Raw genomic sequence first — 13398 nt, forward strand, 5'->3', positions numbered from 1 at the left:
CTAACATTGCTTTTATTAGTTTCATTATAACTTTAATACAACCATCCTGTTCTGAATGAAACGCCTACAAAAACGAATAGGATAGATATGATCGTCACTGCTCGAATGTGCCATCCCATTAAAGCTAAATTAGACTCATTTAAATTCGGAATTACACGAAATCTAGCATTTATTGCAAAACAGGTAGTGAGTGTAAGTAATGCCAATTTAATGAGAATAACATTTGTAACCCTGTTATCAATGTTAAACCAATTTAGTACATCACTCTCAATGTTCAATGCCAGGTAAATACCCGTGACTATCTGCGTTATTAAGGCAGGCATTCCAATTCTCTCGTATACAGATTCAAAGTCTAGTAATATTTTCGTTGACGATTCCTTTAGTGCTTTAGGGAGAACTATTAGAGCGAGTATAATATGCCCGCCAGTCCAGATTGTTGCACCTAAAATATGCAAAAATAACGCAACTCCATGCATGTCAAACACCTTCGATGTTACACATTAAATTGGCATTCAGGATGTTCATTAAAGCACTTTTTGCTAATGATTTCTACTAAAAAAATTCAGTAGTTAGTAACTGATTTAATTAAAATCACAGTAAGTGTGATGCATTATTATTGATGCTCTACATCACAATGCAAGATGTCTCTGAAAGATACATCTTGCATTTGGATGCAATGTATTTAATTGCACTCTTTATTTATATTTTTATATGATGGAAAAAAATTTTATATTAAAGTGGGATTACATTATCAAATGAGATCTTTGCCATTTTCTTTTAATATTCAAAATAAAATTAATACGGCTAGATTTATAAAAAAACCACCTACACAAAGGAATAGAAATAGTATGGCAGCAAGAATCAAAGGTTTTACACCCGCTTGATGTATTGCACCAATGTGAGTACGTAATCCAAGAGCGGCCATAGCCATTGCAAGCAATATACTGTCGATATCAATCAAGTAATTGACAATGTGTGGAGGTATAATGTTAAGGGAATTTATTCCACTGGCGACAATAAATAATACCGCAAACCATGGTATAGTAATGCTATTGCTTTTATGGGACGTATCATGAGTCTCTTTACCGATGCATGTAGATAATACTATTAAAAATGGTGCGAGCATCATGACACGAATCATCTTAACAATCACGGCCGTATTTGCTGCATCCTCGCTGACACTACGGCCTGCTGCCACTACCTGTGCGACTTCATGAATTGTTGAACCAGCAAACATGCCGTATTGTTCAGCACTTATATCTAAATAGGGATAAATTAGTGGGTATAGAAACATAGCAATAGTTCCAAATACAACCACCGTAGCAACAGCAACTGAAACCTTATGAGCTTGGCCCTTGATCACAGGTTCAGCAGCCATTATCGCAGCTGCACCACAAATGGAACTTCCTGCACCAATTAGCATTGTTGTCTGTTTATCAAGTCTTAATAGTTTTGTTCCAATATAATAAGCCAAGATAAACGTACAGCTGATCATTAATATGTCTATGATAATTCCTGCCCAGCCTATCCCCTCTATTTGCTGGAAGGTTATTCTGAAGCCATAAAGAACAATGCCAACTCTAAGTAATTTATTTTTAGCATAATCTACACCTATAGCAGTATGATTTGCTACACGAGGGAAGACGGTGTTTCCAATAAAAATCCCAAATACAATAGCCAAAGTAAGCGCACTAAGGCCCATATGAGTTGCAACATCCAGTTTACTAGCTAAAATACTCATTGCGGCAATTATCGCTACGAGTATGATGCCTAGCCACCACTGGTAGCTTTTTAGGCTACTTTTCAAAAACGAATTATTATCATGTACAACAGACGAATGAGGCATTGAGTGGTCTTCTATACTTATTTACTGTGTTATAGCATTATATGCCTTGATAATTGATAATAAAAATACATAATAATTAACAATGGATAACCTACAGTTATGGTTATAAACCTACACCTTTTGCGCATTTTTTATACGGTTTCAAGTGAGGGCGGTTTTTCCAATGCAGCCACACATCTTTGTATTAGCCAGCCAGCGGTATCAAAAGCAGTTAGTGAGTTAGAGCGTCAGATAGGGCTTCCATTACTAGAAAGAGGTTCAGGTAGAAGCCGAAAAGGGATTCATTTGACTGAGCATGGGCAAGTGCTATTTGACCATGCGCATGCAATATACATGTTAGAGCGTGCTGCCATTGATGATATGCAAGCCAGAATTGGAATGAAGAAAGGGCGCTTGACAATTGGAGCAAGTAGCACAATTGCTGGGTATTGGTTTCGACCATATTTATCAAAACTTATACAACGTTTTCCTGATATTGACCTAAAAATAACTACGGGAAATACGCAGTATATAGGACAGCAGTTATTAGACTGTCAAATCGATATCGGATTGGTCGAAGGAACACTGAGTGATCCTCGCCTCTTATCATGTCATTGGCATGATGATGAGCTTTGTCTTATTACATCCCTAACATCAGATACATATGAACATGATTGGGCACAACACACTTGGTTGTTAAGAGAACCTGGTTCAGGAACGAGAGAAGCAACAGAGTTATGGTTAGAAAATCAAGGCATTATCCCTATACGGTGCATTGAATATGGTAGTACTGAAGGAATAGTCAGAGCTGTTGCTGAGGGACTAGGAGTTTCGCTGGTGTCTTCTCGGGTGGTGCGTGAATCAGGATATGCTGATGATGTTTCTGTTATGCCTATTTCTATTAGATTTCGCCCATTATTTATCGTTTTATTGAAAGACAGGCCGATTTCTCCTCTTGTAGAAAAATGTTATAATATCTTGATGAGTCAAAGTTGATATGTAATCTTCAAGCTAATAAGCGTTGTAGAATTTCCTACTCTATCTGCGTTGACGATTTTTCTAAAAGAAATAATCTATCGCATAAAGAAATCCATATTTCAATCCAAGGTGTGATTTGAGCAGGAATATATAGTCATTACTGCTATTTCAAGATCTTTTAGGTGGTTTTTTAGCTTCATGCGGACTGTAACATCTAATATGATATAAGTAGATATGTATACTTATTGGAAAGCTGCTTATAGATACTAATTTTCTATAGCTTGCATTTCTAGACTAATTCCATGTCTTAAATTCAGTATCACCGCACTTAAGGAAGGTGCGAACAAGTCCCTGATATGAGATCATGCATGTCATCTGGAGCCATGGAACAGGGTTCATCATGAGTCATCAACTTACCTTCGCCGACAGTGAATTCAGCAGTAAGCGCCGTCAGACCAGAAAAGAGATTTTCTTGTCCCGCATGGAGCAGATTCTGCCATGGCAAAACATGGTGGAAGTCATCGAGCCGTTTTACCCCAAGGCTGGTAATGGCCGGCGACCTTATCCGCTGGAAACCATGCTACGCATTCACTGCATGCAGCATTGGTACAACCTGAGCGATGGCGCGATGGAAGATGCTCTGTACGAAATCGCCTCCATGCGTCTGTTTGCCCGGTTATCCCTGGATAGCGCCTTGCCGGACCGCACCACCATCATGAATTTCCGCCACCTGCTGGAGCAGCATCAACTGGCCCGCCAATTGTTCAAGACCATCAATCGCTGGCTGGCCGAAGCAGGCGTCATGATGACTCAAGGCACCTTGGTCGATGCCACCATCATTGAGGCTCCCAGCTCGACCAAGAACAAAGAGCAGCAACGCGATCCGGAGATGCATCAGACCAAGAAAGGCAATCAGTGACACTTTGGCATGAAGGCCCACATTGGTGTCGACGCCAAGAGTGGCCTGACCCACAGCCTAGTCACCACCGCGGCCAACGAGCATGACCTCAATCAGCTGGGTAATCTGCTGCATGGAGAGGAGCAATTTGTCTCAGCCGATGCCGGCTACCAAGGGGCGCCACAGCGCGAGGATGTGGACTGGCTGATCGCCGAGCGCCCCGGCAAGGTAAGAACCTTGAAACAGCATCCACGCAAGAACAAAACGGCCATCAACATCGAATACATGAAAGCCAGCATCCGGGCCAAGGTGGAGCACCCGTTTCGCATCATCAAGCGACAGTTCGGCTTCGTGAAAGCCAGATACAAGGGGTTGCTGAAAAACGATAACCAACTGGCGATGTTATTCACGCTGGCCAACCTGTTTCGGGCGGACCAAATGATACGTCAGTGGGAGAGATCTCACTAAAAACTGGGAATAACGCCTTAAATGGCGAAGAAACGGTCTAAATAAGCTGATTCAAGGCATTTACGGGAGAAAAGATCGGCTCAAACTGAAAAAATGAAATGACTGAGTCAGCCGAGAAGAATTTCCCCGCTTATTCGCACCTTCCCTAAAGTAGCGTAAACAAGACACCGGTTTGAGGCCGGTGTCAGGTGATAACTAGATCTGTACAGCTCCGCTCAGTTCACTTGTCGCCTGACAGGGGATCTCCTGTTGGGACTTGCCCATCTGACTCTCTAGGTTGGTTGAGTCAGAGGATCAGCTCCCCGGATTCGCTGAAAATTTCGGATTTAGTCAATAACCCACTAAAATTCCACAATAATTAAATTTTTTCCTACACTCAGACTAACGCTCACAGGGATGTCACTATGAACTTATCCATTAAAAACAAGCTGGTCTTGGCTATCGGGATCATCATCCTGGTGATCACCGGCCTGCAAGTCTGGTACAACACCTCACAACTGCGCACTGAAACCCAGAGACTGGTCTGGAGCATCATTGACGAAAGCTCCATGGCCAACGTCAAGGGTATCTCCAACTGGGTCGATGCCCGCATCAGCATGGTCAGTACCACCAAGGAAGCATTCACCAAAGAAGATGAACCCATCAGCCATCTGGCCCAAGCCATGAATGCCGGTGGCTTTGAGGGGGTCTATGCCGGTACTGCTGACGGCAAGATGCTCGAGAGTACCCCCTCCGGCCTGCCAGCCGATTATGACCCCCGTCAACGCACCTGGTACAAGGATGCAGTTGCCGCCGGTAAACTGGTCATCACTGCGCCCTACGCCGATGTCTCTAACGGCAGTTTGATCGTCACCATCGCCGAGCCATTCCAGCGTGGCAACACCCAGGGGGTTATCGCCGGAGATGTCTCTATCAGCGCCCTTATCTCGGACATTCTGACGGTCACTACCGAGGGGACTTACGCCATTCTGGTCGACAGCAACGGCACCATCATCGCCCACCCCGATGCCTCCCTGAGTCTGAAACCCGCCACAACGCTAGCCCCCGAGTTGACCGCGTCTTACATCAATCAGATCGCTCATGACGGTACGATCAACGAGCTGGTGATCAGCGGTAAGAAAGAGGTCTTTGACTTTAACGCGATCCCCAACACCAATTGGTATTACGGCATGATGGTGGATGACGAAACCGCTTACCAGTCGGTACGCCGCATGGTCACCTCCTCACTTATTCAGGGGCTCATCACCATATTGATCGTGGCTGGCTTCTCCTATGTCGCCATCAACAGCTCGCTAGCGCCTCTGAAAACCCTGGGCGAGGCAATTGCCGATCTCTCCCGTGGCAACGGCGATTTGACCCGCCGCCTCAAGATCGAGCGTGAAGATGAGGTGGGCGCGGTTGCCAAACACGTCAATACCTTCATTGAGCGGCTCCATGCGATGGTGCAGGACATTTCCAACTCCTCCGGCCAACTCAACCAGCAGGCCAAGTCCTCCCACAGCATGGCGGAGAAGGCCAATGAGGGGCTGGCTCGCCAGCAAAACGAGATCACTCAGATCGCCACTGCGGTCCATGAGATGTCGGCAACTGCGGTCGATGTTGCCAGCAACGCCGAGCAAACTGCCGAAGCGGCCCGCAGCTCCTCCAGCAGTTGCGAGCATGGCAAACAGGTGATCGCCCGCAACCAGCGCTCCATCACCGATCTGGCCACCCAGGTGGAACAGGCCTCCAACATCATTCAGGAACTGGAGAAAAACGCTCAGGAGATCAACACCATCCTCTCCACCATTCAGGGCATCGCCGAGCAGACCAACCTGCTGGCGCTCAACGCCGCCATCGAAGCGGCGCGGGCCGGTGAACAGGGCCGTGGCTTTGCGGTAGTGGCCGACGAGGTGCGCGTTTTGTCACAACGTACCCACAGCTCGACTGTCGAGATCCGCAGCATGATCGAAACCCTGCAACGCAATACCCAGGGAGCGGTCAGCACCATGCATGAAGGCCAGCAACTGGCCCAGAACAGCGTGGATGACGCCAACAACGCCACCCATGCGCTGGAGCAGATCACCACTTCGATCAACCAGATCTCCGATATGGCGACCCAGATCTCCAGCGCAGCCGAAGAGCAACGGGCCGTCACCGACGAGGTAAGCCGCAACATTCAGGCGGTCAAAGATGTCTCGGACGAACTGGCAGTGGATGCAGACAGTTCGCGCCATCTCTCTGAACAACTTAAAAACATTTCGGGTGAACTGAGTAATCAGGTCGGCATGTTTCGCATATGAGTATCAATAAAGAGGACCGCCAGACACCAATGCCAGTAAATTAAGTATTCGTTTGTGTGACTAGATGTTCAAAATTCAGAATATCGAAGAACATTTCTACAATTAAAGGGTTCACTAGGCTCTAGCCCTGACCGGCAAGCAATAACAAGAGGGAGGCATCATGCCTCCCTCACTCTTTAGCACTGAACAATTAAAAAATATCCGCCTCACCAAAGTGACATCTAACTGTCATTAATGGCTCCTATGATATTTCACTTATTTTTTCATAACGATAGATAAGGATTATCATGACTTTCCCGCGCTCTTCTTATGTTGCTTTGGCCGTCTCGCTGGTCTTGCTTGGCGGCTGCCAGTCAGAGAACGAATCGTCTGCCGACAGCCAAGGCAAAACAGCCTACCAATACAGCACCAAAGCGGTCTACAGCCCGCAGCAGCAGGCAGAGAGCTACGAGCCAGCACCTCAAGGGTTCAGCCCGGTCTTTACCGAGATGGTGGCGCGCCACGGCTCACGTTCACTTTCCAGCCCGAAATATGACGTGCTGACCAAGCTGGTATGGGAAGAGGCGCAGCGTCAGGGGGCGCTCACCACCCTCGGGCTGGGGTTGGGAGGCAAGGTCGATCTGGTGACGGCCGCCAACCAGAAACTGGGCTATGGCCTACTCTCGGCGCTGGGCAAGGAGGAGCACGCCAATCTCGCTACCCGACTGGCGGTGCGGCTACCGACCCTGCTCAACAGCAGCGAGCCCCACTGCATCAAGGTGGTCACCTCGGGCAAGGACAGGGCCAACGAAAGCGCCTTCTACTTTATGGAGAGCCTCAAGCGCGACGTGAACTATGTCAGCGACTCGGCGCAGTGTTACCTCACGCAGGATGACCCCTCGAAGATCGACAAAAAGCTGGTCAACAAGTTCGAGCTCTACTTCCACAAGACTACGCCCGAGGGGGATTACGCCCACTACCTGCCCGCCTATGAGAGCTACCAGCGCTTTATCGGCGACGAGGATGCCGGGATAGCCCCGGCCCCCGAGCTGGCCAAGGCGCTGGATCAGCTTAAGAACCTGAGCAAGACCAAAGAGATGGCCCGCAGCATGCTGGAGCGTATCTACAGTAAGGACTTTGTCGACTATCTGGCGGGCGGTGTCGAGTTTGTCGCCGTCAACCCGGAGGATGGCGGCATGACCTATGTGCGCGACGAAGTGGATGCCGCCCTGATGCTCTACAACCTCTTTATCATCGGCCCCGGCATGATCCGCGAAGCGCAGGCACAGGGCAGCGAACCCTGGGCGCTGGAGCAGTTCCTCACTCCGGAGGAGTCGGCCTGGTTCTCCTACCTCTCCGATGCGGAAGATTTCTACGAAAAGGGGCCGAGCTTTGCCAACCAGAGCGCCCCCTACGCCATTGCCCAGCCGCTGCTCGACGGCCTGTTTGGCGAGGTGCAACGTCAGGTGGTGGAAGGCGAGCAGAGTCGACGGGCCACCCTGCGCTTTGCCCACGCCGAAGCCATTATCCCCCTCGCCGCCCTGATGAAACTGGAAGGTAGCCGTCAGGGGGCCAGCCCGGATCAGCTGTTCAGCCAGCAGAACAACGAGTGGCGCGGCGGCTGGGTCTCCCCCTATACCGCCAATATTCAGTGGGATATCTATCAGAACAGACAGCGGCAGGTGCTGGTCAAGATGCTCTACAACGAAAAAGAGATCGCCTTTAAAACCGGCTGCCAGCCCTACCAAAGCGGCAGCCACTACTACGACTTCGAGGAGCTCAAGCGCTGCTACGGCTTTAACATAACTCAGTAAGGGGTCATCAGGGGGAGACTGAGATCTCCCCTATTCTCACTTTTTTCATTAGCTTTGGCTTGGATAAGCACCAATTTTTCACACTCGTACAGGCGCTAACTTCGTGTAACGTTCAGCATCTTTATTTAGAGGGCAGAGTAATCCACTTAAATTAGACATATGTCATACAATAATCTATTTTTTTGTACTCAAAAGACTGGCATAGTACTACTGCTTCGAACAAATATGAGAAAAGATAGCAAGGATGCACACTCTTCATCAAACCTCTAAAACTCACCTCCCTCGCTTAGATGCGTTACGCCATCTTCAAGCGCTTGATTCTCCAACAGAAGAGCGTTTCATTCGTATAACTAGAATGGCTCGCAATATTTTTGATGTGCCGATAGCCCTAATCTCATTCGAAGACAATGAACGTGAGTGGGCCAAGCCTTGTTATGGTCTAAACATCCATGAACCCCTCCCTAATTTTTCTTTTTGTAAACATGGTTTTCTCAAAGAACGCATGATTGTTATTGAAGATGCTACTAAACACCCGTGTTACTATAATAATCCAATGGTTATAGGTGAGCCATACATTAGATTTTATGCTGGGCACTCATTAGTAATAACCGATGGGTTGCATATCGGTTCATTGTGTATCATAGATAGTAAGCCCAAAGTTTTTGGAGATAAAGATAGATCTTTACTCTCAGACTTGGCATTAACTGTTGAAAGCGAGTTGCGCGCAGTCCAAATGGCAACGATAGATGAATTGACTGGGCTAACTAATAGGCGAGGTTTTATTCTTCAGGCTGAACAGTGCTTGCAACATGCATTTAGAACAAAGCGGCCCCTTTCACTTTTATTTATAGATTTGAATAAATTCAAATCTATAAATGATATATATGGTCATGATGTCGGAGACGATGCATTGTGTCAAGCAGCTCGCTTAATAAATATTATATTTAGAAATGCGGATATCTGTGCTCGATTAGGTGGTGATGAATATGTGGTTTTACTCCCAGAAACTAACATTGACAATATTAACTCTATTAATCGGAGAGTAATTAAAGCCTTCGATGAGTTCAATAAACATTGTAGCAAGGCCTATACCCTATCTTGCTCTATAGGTGTTGTTAGCTATGATGCAACTACACCACCCGACCTAAACTTGTTGCTCCGTTTGGCGGATGAGGCTATGTATCGTTGTAAGCACAATTTATGAATTATAAGCTCCCTGTTAGCACATGATTAAAGAGCGCAGTTAACTAGCGTGACAATAATATGCAATAATGGAAATAACAAGACAATTCCTATTCATGTACATTTTGAAATTATAATCACTTAATAGTTCGATTATGTGCCCATACAGTAACCGCAACTCTAGATTTTAAATTTAGTTTTCTTAGAATATTCCTCACATGTATTTTTACCGTCCCGTGAGAAATAAATAATAATTTTGAAATGACTTTGTTTGAATGACCTTCAGCAAGAAGTTTTACTACATCAATTTCTCTATGACTTAATGATTTAATAATACCAATATCACTTTCTGATAATAAACTTGACATCGTTTTATTGTTTAGCTGAGGGCTTTCAACTGATGTATCTGCACATATACTCTTAATGCAGCTGATTAAATCAAGCGGTTCTATATCTTTTGAAAGATATCCATTGGCTCCGAACCTAAACGCTTCTACAACATCAATTTCCAAATCTGATTCTGTGAAGATAACAACTTTGCTTTTTATTTTCTTTGCTCTAATTTTCTTTAGCGTGTCTAATCCATTAAGTACTGGCATTTTAAGGTCAAGCAATATTAAATCTGGTTCATATTCTACTGCTAGCTCTAATCCTTCTTTACCATTGCTAGCCTCCGCGATTACGGTCATAAAGCAATCTGTTGAGAGTGTAGTTTTGACTCCTGCTCGCAATATAGAATGGTCATCTATAAGCAAGACTTTTAATGCTTGCATTTCTTCGATTGAAACTATGTTATCCATAACTACATTCTCAATGCCATGTTAGCTTCATACTACACCATGAATGCACAAAAAACTATAAATCAACCTCTTAACCTGCATGCCGGATGAGGCTATATCATAGCACATAGCTATGTATTTCTAAAATTTCGCCCTCAGTCGTTTGACTAGAAATACTAGCTATAAAATATGAGTATCAACGGCATGATTAGGATTTTAAAAATGGAGTAGCCGTTTCTCATATGCATTTCAAATAAATATTTAATGAACATGGACTTTATAATGCCTATGACTAAATGAAATTTAGTTTCACATTACAATATTAGAGCATAATTAGAGCTTTTTCTACATTAATGCCAAATGACAGTACTCCAATTACTTGCCCTTTATACCATACAGGATAATTTAATCGACATAAAAATAACTTACTAGATGCATCAAACTCAATCGATGGCATTTTAAACCGATTATTGCTCTGGTCGAATCGCCCTAGTGAATTGATGTGTCTGTATTCATTGGCCATTTTTAGGGTTTCGATGATCTTTTCTTCATCTCCTTGCCAGTAATCAGATGTTAGGTTACTCGCAGCAGTTAAGACACCTCGCTCATCCGTCAACATGATTTCAGTTATATATGGAGTTTGAATTGTCAAACCCTTCAATGACCTTGAAATGGTTGAGTTTAGTATGTTCGTTATCCAGCTTGGTGCGAATGAGTTATTTTCTACCATAGAACGCCATAGCTGGTCTCGTTGTAATATAGCTTCTATTTTTATGTGTTTATTTTTCAAGTTTGCTAATTTCAGTGTATTGATTAACTCCTGGCTTTTCAAAAGTGAACGATACATTCTATTTACAGCAACTTCAATTGTTTCTTGTTCACTGGCGGATAAGAATAGATTTGATTGGTTGCACTCTGATATTTTACTATTAAACATATCTATAATTGACGGGTGTTCAAGTAAGACATGGTTGGCTATATACACGCCCATGGGTGCATACTTTTCAAATCGTTTATGAAGAAGTAAGTTTAAACTTATATCAGACTTATTTAATTCACGAACCACACTTTCATCTGCGAGAAATAAATCAATTCGTCGCCTCTGTAATAATTTTAATAAACTATCTGAATTATTAACTGATTGATATATGGGCATATTATTTCTTAACAGCCATGTTTCTTGGCTACTTCCTCTTAGCACGCCTATTTTACTTTTATTTAATGCGTCATGAGTTTTCCTAGATATTGACGAGAGACTAAACCAGTACCACTTATCCAAAACTATTGGCGCACTGAGTTTTGCGTATTTATTAATATTAGGCTGATCTATAGAACTGAAGAAACCACTGGAGCGCCCCATAACTAAATCTAATTCTGCGCGCTTGGGGGGAACTATCTTAAATTGATATTGAACGCCTATCTTATCCAAAACACATTTTACAGTATCCACTGCGTAACCTTTGAGGTTGCCATCCTCAACGGTTTGGTATGGAGGTGCTAGACTGGTTTCAAGGCGTAAATTAGCCGGAGTCGCGGCATAAACAACCTGCAATAATACTATTAAAACACACAGCATGGCTGTAGTAACTCTCATCACATAAGACCCATTGATAATTAGTTGTTTTTATCTGGTTTTTTGTGATCTAACTCAACATAGAATCAGAATCGAGATCACTCTTCTGAATATAGCGGCCGTTTTGATTATGGGCTAGGGCAACCGTGATTTCAGATAGTAAGTGCAATACCCTGGCCCGAGGACGGGGCTTCTCGCGCAAAAAGTGATGAGATTCAGCGGCACATTCGGTTAAATCAACCCCCTTGATGCTCGAGTGACAGATTAACTCATATCATCAGTCAAGAAATCCAGGGGCGATTCAGTCACTCTTGACCAGCATGAAGCGGGCAACCTTGTTGGCAAAGAACAGGGAGGCGAGCAGTACCCCGACAAATACCCCAAGCGCCAGGTTATGGGTAGCGACGACCACTGCCACTGTTGCGATCATCACGATATTAGTGGAGAGCGGGTGCTTCTTGAGATTACGAACCGACTCCCAGGAAAACGTCCCGATAGAGACCATGATCATCACGGCTACCAGGGCTGCCATGGGGATCTGGCGGATCCACTCATCCATGAAGACCACCATCAGGATGAGCAGGGTGCCAGCGACAAAGGTGGAGAGGCGGCCACGACCACCGGATTTGATGTTGATGATGGACTGACCAATCATGGCGCAGCCCGCCATGCCACCCATCAGGCCCGCACCAATATTGGCGATCCCCTGGCCCTTGCATTCGCGATTGCGGTCGCTGCTGGTATCCGTCAGGTCATCGACAATGGCCGCCGTCATCATGGATTCGAGCAGACCGACCACAGCCAGACCTGCGGAGTATGGGAAGATGATCGCCAGCGTCTCCAGATTGAGCGGCACTTCGGGCCACAGGAAGATGGGCAGAGTATCGGGCAGCTCGCCCATATCGCCTACAGTACGGATATCGATGCCCATGGTGATGGCGACTGCCGTCAGGATGACGATGCAGAGCAGCGGAGAAGGCACTAGCTTGCCAACCACCGGAATAAGCGGGAACAGATAGATGATGCCAAGACCAGCTGCTGTCATGGCATAGACCTGCCAGGTGACGTTGGTGAGCTCAGGCAACTGGGCCATAAAGATGAGGATCGCCAGCGCATTGACGAAGCCGGTGACCACGGAACGGGAGACAAACCGCATCAGGCTGCCCAGTTTCAGGTAACCCGCTGCGATCTGGAGTACCCCAGTAAGCAGGGTTGCTGCCAGCAGATATTGCAGGCCATGCTCTTTGACCAGGGTCACCATCAGGAGCGCCATTGCGCCTGTGGCTGCCGAGATCATGCCTGGACGACCGCCGACAAAAGCGATGACCACTGCGATACAGAAGGAGGCATAGAGGCCGACTTTGGGGTCTACACCAGCAATAATGGAGAAGGCGATGGCTTCTGGGATCAGCGCCAGGGCGACCACAATTCCGGCTAAAAGGTCACCACGGATGTTGGAGAACCATTCTTGTCTTGCACGTTCCAGCATGGGGGATTTTCTCGCTTGTTTAGGATCCATAGCACAACGCATCCATCTACTTGGGGGTCAGATGGAGTTCGGACAGGATCAGATTGTTGTATTGGGATCTAATGGGTGTAAAAAAGCGCTCTGGTTGTGAT

General features: G+C 45.7%; 8 protein-coding genes and 2 pseudogenes. 5 read left to right on the forward strand and 5 right to left on the reverse strand.

The annotated features are described in order from the left end of the window. Positions 1–32: 32 nt before the first annotated feature. Entirely contained in the window at positions 33–476 is a 444-nt protein-coding gene (locus ACTG1P_RS06595; RefSeq protein WP_042084603.1) for a CopD family protein, read from the reverse strand. A gap of 308 nt (positions 477–784) precedes the next feature. Beyond that, positions 785–1807 (reverse strand): YeiH family putative sulfate export transporter, encoded by a 1023-nt coding sequence (locus tag ACTG1P_RS06600; protein WP_042084606.1) that lies wholly within the window; start codon positions 1805–1807, stop codon positions 785–787. Between the two features lie 138 nt (positions 1808–1945). Between ACTG1P_RS06600 and ACTG1P_RS06605 the strand changes: the two genes are divergently transcribed. The 5 genes and pseudogenes from ACTG1P_RS06605 (at position 1946) to ACTG1P_RS06625 (ending at position 9448) form a co-directional block, all read left to right on the forward strand. Then, a complete protein-coding gene (locus ACTG1P_RS06605; RefSeq protein WP_080768715.1) occupies positions 1946–2821 on the forward strand; it encodes a LysR family transcriptional regulator in 876 nt (291 codons plus the stop codon). A 382-nt stretch (positions 2822–3203) separates the two neighbouring features. Beyond that, positions 3204–4169: pseudogene (locus ACTG1P_RS06610) on the forward strand (IS5 family transposase). A gap of 404 nt (positions 4170–4573) precedes the next feature. After that, the gene (locus ACTG1P_RS06615) at positions 4574–6451 is read left to right on the forward strand and encodes a methyl-accepting chemotaxis protein (protein WP_042083552.1); all 1878 of its coding nucleotides are present in this window, start codon (positions 4574–4576) and stop codon (positions 6449–6451) included. Positions 6452–6738: 287 nt separating this feature from the next. Then, entirely contained in the window at positions 6739–8244 is a 1506-nt protein-coding gene (locus ACTG1P_RS06620; protein WP_042083550.1) for a histidine-type phosphatase, read from the forward strand. Between the two features lie 244 nt (positions 8245–8488). Continuing rightward, entirely contained in the window at positions 8489–9448 is a 960-nt protein-coding gene (locus tag ACTG1P_RS06625) for a sensor domain-containing diguanylate cyclase (protein ID WP_080768679.1), read from the forward strand. Positions 9449–9563: 115 nt separating this feature from the next. Here the strand turns inward: ACTG1P_RS06625 and ACTG1P_RS06630 are convergent, their stop codons facing one another. The 3 genes and pseudogenes from ACTG1P_RS06630 to ACTG1P_RS06640 form a co-directional block, all read right to left on the reverse strand. Continuing rightward, complete coding sequence (locus ACTG1P_RS06630; RefSeq protein WP_080768678.1) at positions 9564–10226, reverse strand: response regulator; 663 nt, start codon at positions 10224–10226, stop codon at positions 9564–9566. Positions 10227–10527: 301 nt separating this feature from the next. After that, positions 10528–11802 carry a substrate-binding periplasmic protein gene (locus ACTG1P_RS06635; RefSeq protein WP_127908191.1) on the reverse strand — a complete coding sequence of 425 codons (1275 nt, stop codon included), beginning with the start codon at positions 11800–11802 and terminating at the stop codon, positions 10528–10530. A 280-nt stretch (positions 11803–12082) separates the two neighbouring features. Continuing rightward, a pseudogene (locus ACTG1P_RS06640) lies at positions 12083–13267 on the reverse strand (SulP family inorganic anion transporter); the annotation flags it as partial. Positions 13268–13398 lie beyond the last annotated feature (131 nt).

The sequence above is a fragment of the Aeromonas sp. 11P genome (assembly GCF_051920165.1).
Classification (GTDB): domain Bacteria; phylum Pseudomonadota; class Gammaproteobacteria; order Enterobacterales; family Aeromonadaceae; genus Aeromonas; species Aeromonas veronii.

What these genes read in the sequence shown, in the direction of transcription:
- ACTG1P_RS06595 (WP_042084603.1), bottom strand. Translation starts at nt 476, where the DNA reads ATGCATGGAGTTGCGTTATTTTTGCATATTTTAGGTGCAACAATCTGG.
- ACTG1P_RS06605 (WP_080768715.1), top strand. Translation starts at nt 1,946, where the DNA reads ATGGTTATAAACCTACACCTTTTGCGCATTTTTTATACGGTTTCAAGT.
- ACTG1P_RS06615 (WP_042083552.1), top strand. Translation starts at nt 4,574, where the DNA reads ATGAACTTATCCATTAAAAACAAGCTGGTCTTGGCTATCGGGATCATC.
- ACTG1P_RS06620 (WP_042083550.1), top strand. Translation starts at nt 6,739, where the DNA reads ATGACTTTCCCGCGCTCTTCTTATGTTGCTTTGGCCGTCTCGCTGGTC.
- ACTG1P_RS06625 (WP_080768679.1), top strand. Translation starts at nt 8,489, where the DNA reads ATGCACACTCTTCATCAAACCTCTAAAACTCACCTCCCTCGCTTAGAT.
- ACTG1P_RS06630 (WP_080768678.1), bottom strand. Translation starts at nt 10,226, where the DNA reads ATGGATAACATAGTTTCAATCGAAGAAATGCAAGCATTAAAAGTCTTG.